At 50.3% G+C, this 17,404-nt stretch carries 14 protein-coding genes; 4 read left to right on the top strand and 10 right to left on the bottom strand.

All coding sequences use genetic code 11. The annotated features are described in order from the left end of the window. Positions 1 to 5: 5 nt before the first annotated feature. The 3 genes from AYW79_RS12755 to AYW79_RS12765 form a co-directional block, all read right to left on the bottom strand. Positions 6 to 1,532 carry a type I restriction-modification system subunit M gene (locus AYW79_RS12755; RefSeq protein ID WP_067566679.1) on the bottom strand — a complete coding sequence of 509 codons (1,527 nt, stop codon included), beginning with the start codon at positions 1,530 to 1,532 and terminating at the stop codon, positions 6 to 8. A gap of 216 nt (positions 1,533 to 1,748) precedes the next feature. Beyond that, positions 1,749 to 2,573 carry a DEAD/DEAH box helicase family protein gene (locus AYW79_RS12760; protein ID WP_067566654.1) on the bottom strand — a complete coding sequence of 275 codons (825 nt, stop codon included), beginning with the start codon at positions 2,571 to 2,573 and terminating at the stop codon, positions 1,749 to 1,751. 257 nt (positions 2,574 to 2,830) lie between these two features. Continuing rightward, positions 2,831 to 4,180 (bottom strand): hypothetical protein, encoded by a 1,350-nt coding sequence (locus tag AYW79_RS12765; protein ID WP_156481885.1) that lies wholly within the window; start codon positions 4,178 to 4,180, stop codon positions 2,831 to 2,833. 494 nt (positions 4,181 to 4,674) lie between these two features. Here AYW79_RS12765 and AYW79_RS12770 point away from each other — a divergent pair, with 494 nt between their 5' ends. Both AYW79_RS12770 and AYW79_RS12775 read left to right on the top strand, forming a co-directional pair. Beyond that, positions 4,675 to 7,002: a type IV secretory system conjugative DNA transfer family protein gene (locus tag AYW79_RS12770; RefSeq protein ID WP_067566658.1), complete on the top strand. Its 2,328-nt coding sequence runs from the start codon at positions 4,675 to 4,677 to the stop codon at positions 7,000 to 7,002. A gap of 162 nt (positions 7,003 to 7,164) precedes the next feature. Continuing rightward, positions 7,165 to 8,049, top strand: coding sequence for a replication-relaxation family protein (locus AYW79_RS12775; RefSeq protein WP_067566659.1), 885 nt, complete (start codon positions 7,165 to 7,167; stop codon positions 8,047 to 8,049). Between the two features lie 284 nt (positions 8,050 to 8,333). Here the strand turns inward: AYW79_RS12775 and AYW79_RS12785 are convergent, their stop codons facing one another. Next, entirely contained in the window at positions 8,334 to 8,612 is a 279-nt protein-coding gene (locus tag AYW79_RS12785; RefSeq protein ID WP_156481888.1) for a hypothetical protein, read from the bottom strand. 364 nt (positions 8,613 to 8,976) lie between these two features. On the opposite strand from AYW79_RS12785, the gene AYW79_RS12790 reads away from it, so the two are divergent. Further along, complete coding sequence (locus AYW79_RS12790; protein ID WP_067566663.1) at positions 8,977 to 10,470, top strand: recombinase family protein; 1,494 nt, start codon at positions 8,977 to 8,979, stop codon at positions 10,468 to 10,470. A 564-nt stretch (positions 10,471 to 11,034) separates the two neighbouring features. Here AYW79_RS12790 and AYW79_RS12795 read toward each other — a convergent pair. The 3 genes from AYW79_RS12795 to AYW79_RS12805 are packed head-to-tail and all read right to left on the bottom strand — an operon-like array spanning position 11,035 to position 14,891. Further along, on the bottom strand, positions 11,035 to 13,623 hold the full coding sequence (locus tag AYW79_RS12795) for a S8 family peptidase (protein ID WP_067566665.1): 2,589 nt from the start codon (positions 13,621 to 13,623) through the stop codon (positions 11,035 to 11,037). Continuing rightward, the gene (locus AYW79_RS12800; RefSeq protein WP_067566667.1) at positions 13,623 to 14,642 is read right to left on the bottom strand and encodes an AAA family ATPase; all 1,020 of its coding nucleotides are present in this window, start codon (positions 14,640 to 14,642) and stop codon (positions 13,623 to 13,625) included. Before AYW79_RS12800 ends, AYW79_RS12795 begins: the two co-directional genes overlap by 1 nt. 33 nt (positions 14,643 to 14,675) lie before the next feature. Then, positions 14,676 to 14,891: a helix-turn-helix domain-containing protein gene (locus tag AYW79_RS12805; protein WP_067566669.1), complete on the bottom strand. Its 216-nt coding sequence runs from the start codon at positions 14,889 to 14,891 to the stop codon at positions 14,676 to 14,678. Between the two features lie 94 nt (positions 14,892 to 14,985). Here AYW79_RS12805 and AYW79_RS12810 point away from each other — a divergent pair, with 94 nt between their 5' ends. Further along, positions 14,986 to 15,357: a hypothetical protein gene (locus AYW79_RS12810; protein ID WP_067566671.1), complete on the top strand. Its 372-nt coding sequence runs from the start codon at positions 14,986 to 14,988 to the stop codon at positions 15,355 to 15,357. Between the two features lie 8 nt (positions 15,358 to 15,365). Here the strand turns inward: AYW79_RS12810 and AYW79_RS12815 are convergent, their stop codons facing one another. From AYW79_RS12815 to AYW79_RS16415, 3 genes are all read right to left on the bottom strand, one after another. Further along, on the bottom strand, positions 15,366 to 15,860 hold the full coding sequence (locus AYW79_RS12815) for a PIN domain-containing protein (RefSeq protein WP_067566673.1): 495 nt from the start codon (positions 15,858 to 15,860) through the stop codon (positions 15,366 to 15,368). Continuing rightward, on the bottom strand, positions 15,841 to 16,161 hold the full coding sequence (locus tag AYW79_RS12820) for a UPF0175 family protein (RefSeq protein ID WP_156481886.1): 321 nt from the start codon (positions 16,159 to 16,161) through the stop codon (positions 15,841 to 15,843). The genes AYW79_RS12815 and AYW79_RS12820 overlap by 20 nt, the downstream gene beginning before the upstream one ends. A 269-nt stretch (positions 16,162 to 16,430) precedes the next feature. Then, positions 16,431 to 17,204, bottom strand: coding sequence for a S1 family peptidase (locus AYW79_RS16415; RefSeq protein WP_082806764.1), 774 nt, complete (start codon positions 17,202 to 17,204; stop codon positions 16,431 to 16,433). Between the last annotated feature and the right edge of the window lie 200 nt (positions 17,205 to 17,404).

The following is a 17,404-nucleotide window of genomic DNA, read 5'->3' on the forward strand; positions in this document are numbered from 1 at the left end:
ACTCATTAGAACAACCTCTCCAAGTTCTTTGCTATCTTGTCTTGAAGTGAATTTGCCTCGCAAAACTGTTGCTTCAACTTCTCCGTCAACCCCGCCATTTTCTCGTCAAATGGCACATCGTCCTCATCGATCGCGCCCGTCCCTACATAAATCCCCGGTGTCAACTTGTAGTCGTTGGCCTTTACCTCATCCACTTTGGCCGCATTGCAAAATCCAGCAACGTCCGTGTATTCGTTATTACCATTCCTAAAGGCATGGTATACTGTGGCAATCTCGTCAATCTCTTCTTGGGAAAGCGTCTTTTGCCTGCGATTAACCAGGCTTCCCTTCTGTCGCGCATCAATGAAAAGAATCTCGTCTTTCCGTGCTCTATATCTTTTCCGTCCATCTCGGTTCTTGCTCAAGAAGAAGAGACAGCAAGGGATGCCTGTGGTGAAGAACAGTTTCTCGGGCATCTGAACGATGCAATCAACATAGCCTTCGTCAATTAGTCGCTGACGGACTTCTTTTTCTTCCGCCGTGTTGGTCGTCATCGCCCCATTGGCCATGACAAATCCGGCAGTACCGCCGTCCTTGACGTGTGCCAAGAAATGCTGCATCCACATGTAGTTTGCGTTCCTATCGGTCACAGGACCAATCAATCGCGAATCATTTCGCTGAATCTTGTCGGCTCCCCACAATTTCATGTTAAATGGTGGGTTCGCGATCACGTAGTCAAATTGCTGTCCTTCGAACAAATCGTTGAGCAGCGAATCTCCGAGACGAATATCGGCGTTTATTCCGTGGAGAAGGACATTCATCTTACCGAGACGAACGGTGTTCTCAATCACTTCCTGACCATAAAATGACAAGGCATGTTTGTTTGGGGTATATTGTTCTGATTGAAGGAACATGCCACCCGATCCGCAGGCTGGATCAAATACTGTTCCTGACATAGGCTCCAACATCGCTACCAACAATCGAACGATGCTTGCTGGCGTATAGAACTCCCCGCCGCGTTGCCCTTCAGACGATGCAAAATTCCCGATAAAATACTCGTAGACACGTCCCAACACATCAACGCTGTCATGATTTTGAGCCGAGAATTTGTCACGGGAAAAAATCTGTATCAGTTCTCCGAGATTCTCCGCCGGCAAATTCGACGACTGATAGATGCGCGGTAATATCCCTTGCAGATCATCGTTCTCATCCGCAATCAATTTCATGGCATTATCAACCATTTCTTTGGTGTTTGGTTGCTTCGCATTTTTAACGAGATGTGACCATCTCGCCTCTTCAGGGATAATGTACACACGTTGTGAGAGATACTGGTCTGGGTCATTCAAAATTTCTTCTCGAATTTCTGGATCATCCGAGTACCATTCGTGATTCGGATCGTTCACGATTTGTTCAACTTCCGCCCGTCTTTTTTCATAGCGCAAAGAAAGGTAACGCAAGAAGATAAGCGGCAACACGATATGTTTATAGTCACCTGGTGAGATACTCGCCCTCATCCGATTTGCTGCTTCAAAGAGGTCTTTTTGTAGGTCCATGTCTGCTTGTGCCTGTGCCAATTCTGTTCCCCCGTCCAGTATGTATACACTCTGTGTAGTGAATTCGGCTACACTTCCAAATTCTCCTTGGGATACTCATATAGTTCGGTATAGTGCCTGACGTTGCCAACCTAATAAGCAACGTGATGAATGCCCTGACCCTTTGGTCGCATAAACCGAGCAATCGGAGATTCGTGATTCGTTGGTTCCAGCAAATCAACATGCATATCCCCCACAAGTATTGTGAGGCGTAGCTGAGGTAAGAATCAAACTATGGCTGTGATTGGCCAACAAATTGGCAAGTAGGTTGCGTTCTGTGCTGGCGTTCGCCGCATTGTGGCACTCGTCCATCCAGACGACATCCCACTGGCACGCCTCCAGATAACGCCGATACTGTTCATCATTTTTTAGGGTATCAATAGAAATAATGACTTTATCGTAATAGTGAAACGGATTTTTGTTCCGAGGTATGTCGCGGCGAATTCGGGCGATTCCGACTGAATCCAATCGCATGAGGGGAATGGTGAACCTCGACCACAGTTCCTTCTGAATCTGCTCCAACGTGGAGCGCATAGCCACAACCAGAACCCGGCGTCCGCGTCCGCGGCGGATAAGCTCTGCCAATAAAATGCCTGCCTCAATCGTTTTTCCGAGTCCCACTCCATGGGCAATCAGAAGCCGTGGACGCACCAGTGACAACGCCCGTTGTGCAGGTATGTATTGATACTCGCTTTCCTCCATGGCTGCCTGTCCACGTGTGGTCACGCCAGGCTCTGTCAACGGCGTCCGCGCGAGTAAGGCGTGCAAAAACAAACGAGATCGACGATAACCTTGCGAATCATCGGGGACAAACGTCACATCTTCTGGTGACAGGACTTTCACGGAGTCGAGTGAATCAAGAAACGTTGCCTCGTAATCCCGAACCGTTTCAGACAATCCTGTGACACGCAGCGCAAACACATTATGCTCTACTGGACGCGCATCACGGACAAGCCACTCTTCCCCACGAATCTGAACTCGGGATCCAGGTGCATATGTCAAGTGGAAAAACCCCTTTGATTTTCCCCGTGTGAGGTGGAACATAATGAACTCACTTACGATGGGAGCGAACACTAATCTCTGGTAACCATTCTATCGGAATTTGACGAAATTCGCACTATAGTAACAAGCGATGCCGAAAGAAGAGCCACGGACATCGTCCCCCCACTTCATCAACCAAATCCGTCATCGTTCGTGAGCATAGAGAATGGCACACTTTTAGCACCCATGAAGCAAGCCTTCATCCAATTGCAGATACGTCAGTCGCTTATTACAGCAGTCTTACTTGTCCACGGCCCTGTATCAATTGGAGGGTCTTTTTCAATGCTGGAAACTGATCCCCAGGGCGACTCCGCAACGTCCTTTTTGAAACCAAAGGGCATTTCTGCTAAGTGCGTGTCGATTTGCTTGGCAGTCATTGTTTCGGATTTTGCCAAGTACCACCTTATCACTCCATTGAGCAAACTGATCGCTTGAAACACTACAGTACGTGATGCCCTACGTTTTTCATGAGTCCGACCTTGGTGTGCCACGTCGCTCCGTAATTGGTAAATCAGTTTTAGGAAATCACGGCAGTAAACACCTTCCTCCTCCATCAGCCTGGCCAACACCGTTTGAAAGCGGTAGCCCACTTCAGCATTCGAATTTATGACCAATGTTTCAAGCCCGATGACCGCATCATGTATGGCTTGGTCAAACTCGATTCCAGGGCTCAATGAGGATGTGTAGTAGTGCAAGGCTAACGCATATCTCTCGAGTGCAGCACGTACTTTTGGGTGGTCGGACAAATTTGACTCGTGTCGAAGCAGCCATGTTATGTCATCTGGAAATCTGTCGAGATAACACCTAGTTACCGGTAATCCAAGTCTATAATGAGACCTCCATTTAAGCATCGGATGTACGCGCTGATGTCTAGTTTCATTGTGTTCACGAATAATGTACATATCGTGGGACCGTGCCACCAATGGAGACAAGTGGGCAAGTAACAATTGCGAATCCGATGGATCCGGTCCATTTGGGAAGCCAAGTGGATCTTTGATTTTGCGGAACAGCAAAGCGTTTTCATTGTCAAGAGCGTGAACTGATGGAATGAAGTTGTGGGTTAGCCATGAGGTATTTTGGTCCGTCCCACCGTAAAACTCCTTAGTCTTTGGTCTAACCATCCATGTGTCGTCAATCGTAATTACCTGCTGACGGATATATCCTGGCAACTCAAAAGCCATATAATGGGCGAAAATATCCTCGCGTGGAATCATGACTTCGGATATAACGGATTCCACCTTTGAAAGATCGACATCAAAGTCAAATTTGTAGAGATAAGCTGATAGTAGGGCCCTGTCCCAGCCTTGAGTCAAAGCGTGAAGTTTTTCTGATTTCGTCTTATATTTCGACGAATCGAATATCAGCTCCAGGATCCTTTCATTACGCATCCTTCGGATAGCGTAGGCGACGGCTTGTTGGCGTTCATCCAGACTATCAAGGTCTGGCACGGTGTTAACTTTAGCTCGAGTAATGTAACCGACGTCCGTGAGAACGGAGACAAATTGGTCATCCATAATTCTTTTCAGTTCCCCACAAACAGCCTCGGTATTTATGCCCTCAAACAACAAAGCTATCACCTCATTCTCTGACGCAGATTTGAGACTCTCGTCCTCTTAGGATTATAACCATTGCCTGGCTTTACGTCAGTCATATTGGGCTTGGCGTTTGTGTGCATTCGGCGTGTCTCACGCCTTTTTACAAGTGACCTGAAATCAGGTAGGTAATCACGCAGAAGAGCCCGTTTTTGCGACAGGAGTGACTCAAGGGGCCAGTCAATCCGCTTATGGCGACGGCCACTTTTTCTTAATCTTCGAACACAGGGTCGCTTGAAGCCATTCTCAGTCGCTCCCCCTGCCTAGCCAAATGGGAGACGCGTTCCTGTTCTATACCCGCGTTCCGTGTCGGCGGATGACGCTTTCTCTCTCATTGGCACTGCCTTGGCACCCTATTCGAATTTCAGGAAGGTAAGATGATACCACACGATACTGTGCAGGGTGGCGACTCGGGTCGCTGCCCTCTTTGTTTTCTCCAGTATCGCGATCACGCCAAGGAGGGTTTGCTCATGAAGCTGCAAAAAAAGCGGGACCTGACGTTTTACCGGATTGTCCCGCCACACGACTTCAAATCTTACAGCCCGAATTATGCTCATGTGTTCGTGCAGTCCCTGGCGGCGCTCGGACTCCCGAGACGCCTGGAGTGGTTGCAAGGCCCGCTTCCGTTCCGGTTCGTCGTCACCAAGGCGGCGCACGAAGCCACGGTCACGCTCTATCTCGGAGTACCAAGCCATCGCACACTGGGGGTCCAAAGCGCGTTTCACTCTGCCTACTCGGACGTGCATCTCATCGAATCGCCGTCACCCGTCGCAGAGTTGGCTCTGGATGCCAACACGCTCGTGACGCACTTCAAGATGGGCGGACGAGGTGCTCGAAGATGGCTGCCGCTTGCCGGTGTAGATTCAGACGATGGCGATCCCGTGGACGCGCTGATCACCGCGATGGTGAAAGGGACAGCGCAGGATCAGTGCATCCTAGATGTCTGGATGACGCCCGTTCGGGATGCCCGGTTTCGGAGCATGATTCATGGGGCTGAACAAAGCATCCGCAAACCGGATCACGAAAATTCCTTCTCCCCGAGCGAGATTTTCAGGGCCATGACCACGAACGATTCCGACTGGAAAAGTAAGCCTGTCCAACAAAAGCCGCTATCTGAGGAATCGCAGCGTATGGTCCAAACCATCCACACGCGTCTAAATCCATCGTATCGACCCTTTCAGGTCTCTGTTCGATTGTACGTTCGCGGACACACCTCGAAGGAACGGCTGGGGGCGATGCTCATGGCGATGCAACAAACCAAGGGCAGTGGACGCATGGTGCCCGCGTTCGGGCGCAAGAAAACGCTGGTACAAGCCATTCAGACTGGCAGGCCCACGCGCCGGATGTGGTGGACATCCCCGGAACTCGCCGCCTTGGTGCACGTCCCACAAAGCCATCAGCCGTCATTCCCGTTCATCGCCCGATCGCCATCGTTGATTCTGCCGCCACCCGCCCGGACCAGCGGAATACGTGTCGGGTGGTCCGATTTCCCCGGACGGGAGGGAGAAGAAATCCGCATTCCCCTTCGTCAGATGGCGAAGCACGCATTTCTCGCCGGGACCACGGGGTCAGGCAAGACCACGACTCTTCTTCAAACCATGCTCGGGATCGTGGATCAGATGCAGAAGGAGCCGGACACGGCACCCGGTTTCACCTTTCTCGATCCGCATGGCGGTGCCATCCATAAGCTGTTGTCGCACATTCCACCCTCCCTCTACCCAAAGGTGCACATTGTCCCACTCGGCCCGACCAAGTACCCACGCGGACTGAATCCTTTTGCTCTGGATGATCTGGAGCAGGCCGAAGCGGTGACGGGCGAATTTGTCGCAATGATGCAGGAACTCTGGCCCGGATCGCGGCCACGTTCGGAGCATTACCTTCGCAACAACGTCCTGTCCCTGTTGCACGATCCGCCACAAACGGTGCTTAGCATCACCCGCCTATTTTTAGACGAGATGTTCCGTGATCAACTCGTTAAAAAACTCCCTTTTCACCTGCAGCAGTTCTGGACGGAGGAATTTTCACAGATCAAGAACATCGGGGAACATCTTGGCCCGATTTGGAACAAGCTTGGCGCTTTGACCACCTACCCTTCTCTGCGCCGGATTCTCGGGCAGACCCAAAGCGCAATCGACCTGCGCCGTGCGATGGACCAAGGAGACATGATCCTCATCGACGGCTCTCACTGTACCGAGGACGCCATCAAGATCATCGCGGGGCTGTACCTGATTAGCATGCACTTCACCTGTCAGAAGCGGCCCGAACACGCCGCCCGGCTCCACCTGTTCGTCGCCGACGAGTGCCATCTCTATGCAGTGAACATCCTGCAACGCATTTTGGCGGAAGACCGAAAATTTGGCTTATCGCTGATGCTCGCCACGCAGTATCTCGATCAACTGCCCGATCCCATTCTCGCAGGCATCTTGGGAAACGTGGGCACGCTCATCCTGCTCCAACTCGGTGGCCCGGATGCCGACCGCCTGACCCGTTGGCTCAAACCCGATGTATCCTCCCGGGACCTGCTCAACCTCCCGGAGACGCATGCATTGGTCCGCACCAAACTCGAAGGCGGCATCACGCAACTATTCACCATGCAAAATCCCGTCGTGTCACTTGGGCATGAAGATTGGATTGAACGCGCGTTTGCACATTCGGATCAGCACGATGGCCGTCGAGCAGAGGAGGTGGATCGGGAAATCGACGAGATGACGCGGCGATCCCTGCCGACCTCGCAACAGCAACCCACGCTTCCGGCAGGAAAATCGTCGCGGAAGCGATCAACCACTGACCAAGCGTAAACTCAAACACCGAACAAAACTTCGCACGGAACTCGACACGGAGCTCCCAACAAAACGCGAGCGGGCGGTTGAGCGGATGGTTCCCGTCACCACGCAGATTATTGAAGCGAACAGATCGGGACATATATCTACATTCCGTCCGCCCGAAAGGAGGAGACCCACTTGCTGACCCCTCGAAACAAGGAGCAGGAAGTCCTGCTCGCCTTGTACCGATACACCCTGCTGACGACTGACCAGTTCTGTACGCTGTTGCACTATCGGCCAGATACGATGTACCAGACTCTGAGCAAGATGAGAAAGCTGGATTGGACTCAACCGATGCGCCTTGCCTTTCTGCGCCACAATGTCAAAGGATGGACATTGACCAAGGAGGGGCTGCATCTCGCGTTCGGTCTCACGAAAGAAACCCGCTCTGCATTGCTGCGTCAACCAGGGACGCCACCCAGCCAAGCGGTTCATCTCTACGGAACCAACCGCTTTTTCATGGGACTGATTTCGGAGAGCCTCTCTTCTGCCGATGAAGGATTGGTGGAGTGGATTGGCATGCGAGACAGCGGCGACCGGTACGCAATCACGAACGCCAAAGGTCGACGAGCAACGCCCATTCGGCCAGATGGCATCGGAACCTATCGTTTCTCAGACGGTTCGGTCGTGACCTTTCATGTGGAATACGATACGGGCAGTGAGCATGCCTGGACCCTGTATCAAAAACTGTGGACCTATGCGTTGCATCTCCCGAAGTTTTGGGCAGATGTGGGGTCAGCCAATGTTCTTTTTATCACGCGGGAAGAGCACCGCGTCGGACGAATTTTGGAACTGTGGGACGGTTTACTTGAGACCCATCTCAAGGGACAGCCGATTCCGGCGGTTTGGGCCATTACAGAACGCCGAATGGACGCAGAGGGTGTTTTGGGTACGGTCTGGAGCGGACGTTCAGGGCGGACATCACGTTTTGAAAACTTCCCACAATCGGACGGGGATGCCTACCGCTTGATGACCCCCCTTGGAAAACAAACCCGACTCTCGCCCTTTACAAAGAGATCGTGATTCACAGGCTGCGGATGATTTGCGAGAGGAGGGATTTCCGTGGCGTCTCATACAGACTTGGGCGAGCTCAATTGTCATCAAACATCGGATGCGATATCCGGCAACTTGAAGACCTTCACGTTCCATTGCAGGAACATCGTCATCCGATTGACTTGTAACGACCCGTCGAAAAAGGCAGTGGAAAACTTCCAAGCCGCCTTACACGTCATCCTCCATCGGATGACGGCCGAAGGAGTACAAACGGATGGTACTCAGGATCGATAAAAACCGCCAACGCCAAAGTTTTACCCGTCACATCCCGCATCGTCTTCTGCATGAGGAGGAGTGGCCATCAAAATACCCGCGACGAAATCGGCAAACCGCCGTAATTCGCGACCGCAGGTCTCGATGCACTCCGCTTCCCAGCGATACAGTAATTCATGTTGGTCGGTCGGCAAGAACGCCTTGAGTCGGTCAGCCAAGTCTTGCTGGGTTGGCAAGACCTGTTCCCCATCCCGAGCGTATTCCTCGTAGAAGTCGTCGATCAGTTTTTCGGCCAATAGTTTCTTCACGATATGACACAAAGGCGATCCACTCCCGGAAACGTTTGTCCGACTGTAACTCTCGTTCCCGCCCGCCATCAAGTCAAATTTTGTTATCCGTAGGCGCTTACCTGAACTTTGCCGCAACACGTTCCCCACGTTCGCATCGAATGGAGGAAATCTGCCTACCATCGCCCGCGCCGCGAATCGCCGCACACGGGCCAACGTGTGCGCGATGTGGCAGGACGTATGCCATCAGGCAGTGCCCAGGTTTCACACCAAGACACCGTATCGCACATGCAGCGTGAAATGCCGTCCATCTCCTGCCGTTGACTTCGCTCGCCATGCAGAGCGAAGCTGGACATCCCAAACGGGAACGATAACCTGACAATCGGGGTGACACGCAATGGAACCAAAGAAAATCTACGAGGTAGCCATGTATCTACGCAAGAGCCGCGATGATACCGACGGTGAAGAAGATGTCCTGCTCAAACATGAAACCGCCCTGACCGATCTCGTTCGCAAGAACAACTGGCGCTACGTGATTTACCGGGAGATTGGCAGTTCCGACAGCATCGATTTTCGACCCGAGTTCAAGAGACTGTTGAAGGACATTGAAAATGATTTCTATGACGCCGTCGTGGTCATGGACTATGACAGGCTCAGTCGCGGTGACAAAGAGGATCGGGCGCGGGTAGAGAAGACTCTTCAGCAGTCGAACACCCTCGTTGTGACGCCCCAACGCGTCTACGACCTAAACGATGAGGACCAGGAACTGATCACGGACATCGAAGGCGTCTTTGCACGCTACGAGTACCGGATGATTAAGAAACGATTTCAGCGCGGCAAGAAAATCGGCGCTCGCCTCGGCCACTGGACGAACGGTCCCGCTCCCTTCCCTTACGTGTATAACTCAGAAGCCCACAGCTTGAATATCGACCACGAAAAACTGGATGTCTACAACTTCATGAAGCGTCGGATACTGGGCGGCTCGACATGTAGTGGTGTCTGCTGGGAACTTAACCGTCGCGGCATTCCATCGCCAAAGGGGAAAATGTGGTCGGAAAGTGTGTTGTATCGCCTGATCCTCAACGAAGTGCACCTCGGTCGAGTGGTCTATGGCAAGACAAGCGGCGGGCTACACAAGAAACGCAAAGCCGCGCCGTTCAAAGTGGTTCCCCGTGAAAACTGGATCGTCGTCGAGAATGCGCACCCTGCGGTTAAGACATTTGAAGAGCATGCAGAAATCGTGACCCTGCTTGAAAACCGCAGGATTCAGCCCAAACACGCACGTCGCGGCACATACCTCCTCTCCGGCCTGCTCTACTGCGGCAAGTGCGGCTACTCCCTTCAGTTCCAGCCGAAACCAAACGGCCGCACACTCGTGAAGAAATGCCAAAAGACCGATGCATTCGGGAATCCCTGCGGCAACCGCGGGATCGAACTCGAACACGTGGAAAAGGCGGTCATGGAGAGTTTACGCGAACACGAGGCGGAACTCCTGAAAACGCCGGTTGATACCCACGAATCGGACACTCCGACGGAGCATCTGCTGCACACGAAGGAGCGGGAACTCGAATCGTTGCGGGATGGAGTAAATCGGCTCAAGGACCTGTTCGTGATGGGCGACGTGACAAAGACGGAGTACAAAATGCGGCTGGAGCGCCTGAAGGACCTGATTGTGAGAAAGGAGAACGAGTATGAACAACTGAAGGAGAGCCTCGACGGATGTTCACCCCTCACCCACGCCGAACGGCTACAGTTGATTGACGAACTCAAAGCCTCCTGGAAGACCGCCGTCGACGCGCAGGAGCGAAACCGGCTTATGAAGCTGAACATTGAGCGGATCGAATATACTCGCGACGGGGATGAGGTCGACATTCGCGTGAAATTCCGATGATAAGCGCGTTTTGTGCTTACCGAAGCCCTTTCAAACTTTTATAGTCTCGATGGTGCGCAACTTAGCCGTTTGAATTTCCATTATGATATCTCCCACCGAAACTCCACGCTCAGAAGCATAACGGTCAGCACCCGTAGGCGGTAATCTAGTTCCGCCATTTCACGCATGCAATCAACAAACGTTTGAGATGGCAAAATTCGTGCTTTGTGATGATATTGCAGCGCTTGAAGGTGTTTGTCATCCGTAACCAGAAAATCTGATAATGCTTCGTTCGCCGTTGCCAGAATGAAATCGTCCTCCCGGGATTGCCGAAGCGAGCCACAAACGGCGGAATAGGATGGACGTGTGACGTTGCCCTCAGACTCATGAAAAAAAAGAGAACCTGTTCGCGATCCAGCCGCGTCAAGAAATACGGGTTCGCCAAAGTACGCATTTCAGTATGATTTGACGGCGACGACATTCACTCCGATGCGCTTCACGCGATGCCGACCAAACTTGCTTTGACGATTATATTCTCAAGACGAGCCGTCCCCACTTCCCTAACATTGAATATCCGTTAAAAATTTACGTCACTAAATTCGGAACCTTGGTGGAAACTCTCTCAGCGACCTTAGCATAGACGTCTATGTCTATAGCGTTTTTGATTTCAAAAGAAACTATCAAAGCGTAAGGAACGCTGCCAGAGAACCTGTCGTCAGCATCGCCACGGCAATTTACCTTGACTTGTAGCGTATCGTTTTCATCCCAAACAACTGTATTGTTATTCTCAAAAATTTCGTGCTGTACCGAACCGCGAACCGCTGCATTCCAATCTACATCCATACGAGAGTCGAGTAGATTCTTCTTGCCGTTTTCTATACTGTACCAAAGCTGGGCAGCGCGGTACTTCTGCCTTGTCGGAACAAATGGCGGGAAGTAAGTCAGGGTGGCTGTCAAGCGGCGACAGATTTTCGAACTGCTGAAGTTGAAAGGTAATGGCAAGTCATATATATGCGCCTCACCATTTTTCAAATCTCCATAGCCGACAAGAGTTACACGGTTCTTAGCGCATTCGATGGCGCGTTCTATATCCGGCTTACCGAACCCAAGAAATCTATGCAATTTGCTGGAGCGATCCTGCCTCTTCGTTAGGTTCAACACTTTTGCGTACTTATCGGACAATGCTCCCCATTCAGCACCATGAACTAACATAGCTTTAATAAGCAGTGCCACATGTTCATCGGGAACCGCCTCCTCAGCGCTACCGAAGACTTCAAGCAATGTGTCATAGCACCGAGATGCTTCGTGGGAAACCAACGCGGCGGAGTTGCTCGTCCCAAAGGTGTACATGACTTTATTCGCAGCATTGCCCGCTGCGAGCGGGGCGGCTGATACCGTGCCGGGTTCTCTCGTTGCGCTATCTGGCCACTCGATGATGGTTCCATCAGAACCGTGGCGAATAAACTCCCTTACCCAGCTTCTCCCACCAGGGAATAAAATGTCTGGCTTAATAGCGTTATTCATTCCCATACCAACAGAGTTTATTGCGCTTGGCAGTCCATCAGAGCAAGGCAGTATCTGTCGTGTGTTTTCGGTAAACGCAGAGGCATCTTCAAATGTTGCACCAACGGTAAGGGCATTTACGCTTTCTGCCGGCGAAAGTAACCTCAAGTTCCTTGATTCATTGTTGACATGACCGATAACTGCTTTATCGCGTGAGCCTATATCAGCGGCGACGAAGTCAGTGAATTTCATCCCCGTGTCCATATTGTCAGGATGATTCCCGGCACTGACGACAAACAGAACCTTGTACTTCCAACTCAACCAGTCAAGCAGTCTTGCAAAAGGACTCATCGACCTGTCGAATTGGCGGTTGCGTAAGCCAATTGATAGGTTAATAACCTTAACGGTTGGCGCAACTTTGCCCGCTTCTTCCTCAAACAGTCTCCGAACGGCGACATGAATTTTGTCGACCAGAAGGCTGTCATTAGGAATTTGTTCGAAGTAATCGCTACCCCACTGAATAGGTTTCATTAATGGGCGGACATATATTTTGCGTGTTGCGGCGTGTACTATCTTCGACAAATCTCCAAGAGCAGCCATAGAAGCCATTGATGTTCCATGTTTTCTTGCTTCAACGACGTAGTTCGTTGCATAACCATCAGGGTCGTCTACGGTAAGACGACCTTGAAGGTATGGATGGTTCTCTTGAGGCAACCCGTCAAATAGAGCAATGACAGGCTCGTCGATAATATCTTCACTCGAAGGGATTTGAAAATCCCCATCAAACGAATTGTCCTTTGGAATCACAACGGCCTGCCCAACCGGTCTGAAAAACATTATCTGTTCTGCCGTAACGATAGACACATTCCGATTGCCGTTAATGATGCTTTCTGCTACATCCCTTGGAACGTTGGCAAGCACCGAGTGATAGGCGATATCCGTTATAACCGAACTGCTAATTACAGTTCCGCCAAGTGTCGTGATTTCATTTCGCAATTGTTGCTCGTTCCTATCGCGTTTTTGCGGGTCGCTGCGAAAGAACAACTCAAACTCACACCTTACTCCACTAAGCGTTGTGTCTTGAAGTTCTTCTCGCCAAATTTCGAGAATTCCGGTCTCCTCCACACGTTCTTTATAGCCCCAGAAATCCATACTTTCAAGACTATCGAAAACATCTCGCAAACCGGTTTTGCCGACTGGGAAAGCCATGTTAGAGTCTTGGCCATACTTTCTCCAGAGCGACAGCATTTCTTCCATTGCGCGAGCATTGGAAAGAACGCAGTAGACCTTGCCTCCAATGGTGTTTTTCTTTTCGTTGCGCGTTCTTTCTTTTGTCTTGTTGTTTTCTTTCAAAACATAAAAGTCATCGGAGATATCAAATTGCTCCGGCATATCAAATATCCATTCAGCATCGCTGCCAAGATTTTTTACAGCCGTATAAAAGGTATCCGCACTGCCGACGACATCAAACACGAGTGTTTTTTCAGCCTCAATACCCATTGCAGACTGTTTGAGAGTGGCTATCGCGTTTTGAAGAGCGGTCATTTTGGGAGCAAGTCGCTCAGCTTGCCGCGAGTGCGAAGGGCGTTGAAAAATAGTTGCGCCGCCGCCACGATTGGATTTCTCTGCTTTGTTCGGTTGTCCGAATAAGATGAGGGGTCTCTCTGCCATTATTCGACGCCTTCTTCCTGTGCCGTTTCCTTTGCCTTGCTGTTGATATTGACAGTTGAAAGCAACGATAGTTGTTTTTGAGTTATATCTTTTGCATTTCCGTTAGGTTGCCGAAGAATGAACTGCCGGTAAACAGACAACCCAAATTCCTCGGCTTCGGAATAACTCCGATCTAAAAGTTTTTTTGCAAGAGTGGAATATGCGTAACCGAACGAGAAACCGTTATGAGCATTTCGGCGTTCGAACTGCTCAAACCACACTTCTAAATCCGACCTTGATGGCTTTGGCAGCTCCATCCGTATCTGAAATCTGCGCCAAGCCGCTTTGTCGAGAAGCAACTCGTGATTGGTCGCCGCGATTGCGATTACATAACTTGGAAGCGCGTCGATTTGAAGCAGCAGCGAACTAACGACACGTTTGATTTCACCTGTTTCGTGCGTATCACCGCGCTCTTTACCGAGGGTTTCAAACTCGTCAAAGAACAGTACGCATTGACGAGTCTTAACATAGTCGAATAACTTTCCAAGGCGAGATGCCGTCTCGCCCAGATATGCGCCTACGAGACTCTCATACTTGACAGTAAGGATGGGCAACATTAACGCTTCGGCTATCGCCTCGGCAAGCGACGTCTTCCCGTTACCCGGGGGACCAATCAGCAGGATTTTATTCCGAGGCTCAAGTCCGTGAGAGCGGAGAAGATCAGCCCTCATATGTTCCTCGAACAATTCTTGGCAGTTATCGATAATGTTCCTGGGCAGGAGTAAGTGCTCAAGTTTCTTCTCAGGTATCTTTTCGGAAACTATGCCGTCTCCGTTGCCGTTTCGGGCGGAAGGAGCTGTAGCTTCTTTCATAAATGTCTTTGAAGATATGCGGAGCATCTCTTCAATTCTTTTTGCCAAAACGCCATGCTGGTTCGCACGTTCTTCCGCGCAAATTGCTTCGGCGGCCTTACGAAAATTAACGCCATCATTATTAAGACCATACTTGATAATGTCACAGAGTAAATCTGCTCTTGCCATTTTCGCTCCCTCCTTTCAATAAACGAACGAAATTCACTTGGAAGTATTGTTCCTTAACTCTTCCGGGATTTCGATAAAATTATCTTGGCAAAAGTTAAAGAAGGTTTTCTGTGCAAGATTGCTTGGGATAACCTTGTCGTTTTCCCAGCGGTTAATTGTCGAGAAGTTGACATTTAGTGCCTCAGCTAATTGCTGTTGGCTCAAACTCAACTGTTTGCGAACATCTCTTATGAACTCCGACAGCATCATCTTTGCTCCTCCCTTGCGCCGATATTGCAAGTGCTATGTGGTAATATGGCACTTGCAATATCGCTTGTCAAGAGGAGCTCTACGCGAACACGAATTGGACTTCCCAACGGATCATCTGTTGCACACGAAGGAGCGAGAACTCGAATCGCTTCGTGACGGTGTGAATCGACTCAAAGACCTGTTCGAGATGGGCGACGTGACAAAGGCGGAGTACAAAGCGCGGCTGGAACGTCTGAAGGATCTGATTGTGAGAAAAGAGAACGAGTACGAGCAACTAAAAGAGAGTCTGGACGGATGCTCGCCCCTCATCCACGCCGAACGGATACAGTTGATTGACGAACTCAAAGGCTCTTGGACGACTACTATCGACGTGAAGGAGCGGAACCGGCTTATGAAGCTGATCATTGAGCAGATCGAATATACTCGCGACGGGGTTGAGGTCGAAATTCAGGTGAAATTTCGATAGCGATAGCCTCATAATTCCTTTGCAAATTCGAGAACTTCCCGATACAAACGCTCATTTAACCGAAACCCCTGATCGGAGAGACCATCAAGGTACATCTTCACTTCGGGAATCAGATGCTTGGCTTTTGCAGTGAGCAGAACGCCGAGCGTTCCGGTACAATCCAACTTGAATGTCTTAGCCAGCATTCTTGCCTGCCGGTCGTCTAAAATGACTGTTGAAATCCCTTGTTCAACCGCACCAATGATCACTTCCAACTCGCCACGATGCAAACGACCCGCAAGCTTCTCAACCAGAGACTGATCCTGCACTTGGAAATGGTGAACTTCTCCCTGATCTAACGCCATTTTGAGTTGTGTCGCCCCGACTGCAGCAGAGTCATACATAATTTCGTCAAGCACGGCCTTCGGTACTGTAACTTCATCAAACAGTTTCCCTAATACCTGAAATAGTCCGACGGATGATAGTGCAATGATGGGACTCGCGTTACATACGATTCTCGTCATTTCCCGGCTCCGAATCTCCCAAGAGTCTTTTGATGAATGTTGCGTCGTCTTTCAGGTCTTCGTCGCCGTAGTTAGCCCAAGAAATATTTCGTTGGCGCAAGACATCGATGAATTGGTTGAGGGATTGTCCGGCAATTTCCGCAGCCCGTGCCAGGGAAACAACATGGCCTGTGTAGAGACCGATAGCAATCGAAATAATGACCCGCTCATCAGCTGTTTGTCCGATGCCAAGCTGATCGAGTACGGGAATTAACTCGGATGGAAGTTCGACTTGAAACTTGGATGGGTTAAGCGACATCATGAATCACCTCACAATTATGAGCATCCAGCGTTATGACGCCATTTTAACCTGCACAACTCCTGCACTTCCAGTATACATCACAGTTGGCGATGATGATTCTAAGCCGTGTGGATCAAGCCTATAAGGAGATCGCCCGTACGTACCTTTGACAGGATAAATTCAACCTCTGTCGAGTTCATCTACTAACATATCCATCAAGATACGCCGAATCTGATCTATTACATTGCGCAGTCCGGTAGAGAACTGTCCTGATCCTCTTATCTCGCCTATTACGGATCGTGGTGCGTTAAGATGTCACGAATGAGATTAGGTCTCCATACTCGTCCCACTTCTAAATTCTCGTGAATTCTTCCAGCATAAATGCCTAGAAGTTTATCTTGAAACCCACTCATGCTGATCATGAAATTTCCGTTTGACGTCCTATATCCTCCAGAAAGCCTAAGAATGACGGGCGATCCGGACATTCCTCCTCGTGTCGTAGCGTCAATTAGAAATGCTGGCCGCCCATCATAGTTTAGGTCTGGATCGGACGCAATGTGTCCTGTCTTCCAGATGGGCCACAACCCTCCGGTGGACAGACCTAAGGGAAATCCAATTATCGATACTGGCATGGCAGGCGTTGGGACCATGTCCGTATCGGCAAGTTCAAGGGGCATACCGTAATAAACAATTGGATCTAACTTCTCTAAGGGGATCAGTACTACATCCACCGCTCTCCCTGAGGGATGTTCCCACCATTGAGGGCGTCCTGCGTCGTCGTATAAACGGTAGTTACACGAGACCCAATTCCCAAGTCCTATACTCGCGTGGAACCAAATATTCAGCGAATCTGGCACCGCCAATGACGGATGACGCGCTTGATTCGTATCGGGATGTCGTCCCGATACGACATGCCAGTTCGTCACGAGAAAGTGACGATCGCGATGCGTTGTTACGAATCCCGTAGCTGAACCCAAGTGCTGAGAATTTGCCATTGCATCAATCTTCAAGCAGCAACTGCTCAGCGAATCCACGAATATACTCCTTGGCTCAACAGTACTCATTCAGACCCCCCATATCCATTGTATACCAGCTGCATAGCTTGTGGCTTTCCTTTAGATGCCTCTGGTTCGACAGAACTCAGATTTCTTTGAAAGTTTTCATACAGGTAGTGGAATAAAGTTGATTTACGGAAACAAATGGATAATATACTTTCTCTCTTCTCAACTGGATTACTTTATGGACTCGGCACCAGTGACAGGTC

Origin of the sequence: Ferroacidibacillus organovorans, assembly GCF_001642725.1 — a bacterium.
Lineage (GTDB): Bacteria > Bacillota > Bacilli > Alicyclobacillales > SLC66 > Ferroacidibacillus > Ferroacidibacillus organovorans.

Coding starts and splice junctions, on each gene's coding strand:
- AYW79_RS12755 (WP_067566679.1), bottom strand. CDS start 1,532: ATGGACCTACAAAAAGACCTCTTTGAAGCAGCAAATCGGATGAGGGCG.
- AYW79_RS12770 (WP_067566658.1), top strand. CDS start 4,675: ATGAAGCTGCAAAAAAAGCGGGACCTGACGTTTTACCGGATTGTCCCG.
- AYW79_RS12790 (WP_067566663.1), top strand. CDS start 8,977: ATGGAACCAAAGAAAATCTACGAGGTAGCCATGTATCTACGCAAGAGC.
- AYW79_RS12795 (WP_067566665.1), bottom strand. CDS start 13,623: ATGGCAGAGAGACCCCTCATCTTATTCGGACAACCGAACAAAGCAGAG.
- AYW79_RS12800 (WP_067566667.1), bottom strand. CDS start 14,642: ATGGCAAGAGCAGATTTACTCTGTGACATTATCAAGTATGGTCTTAAT.
- AYW79_RS12805 (WP_067566669.1), bottom strand. CDS start 14,891: ATGATGCTGTCGGAGTTCATAAGAGATGTTCGCAAACAGTTGAGTTTG.
- AYW79_RS12815 (WP_067566673.1), bottom strand. CDS start 15,860: ATGACGAGAATCGTATGTAACGCGAGTCCCATCATTGCACTATCATCC.
- AYW79_RS12820 (WP_156481886.1), bottom strand. CDS start 16,161: ATGATGTCGCTTAACCCATCCAAGTTTCAAGTCGAACTTCCATCCGAG.
- AYW79_RS16415 (WP_082806764.1), bottom strand. CDS start 17,204: ATGAGTACTGTTGAGCCAAGGAGTATATTCGTGGATTCGCTGAGCAGT.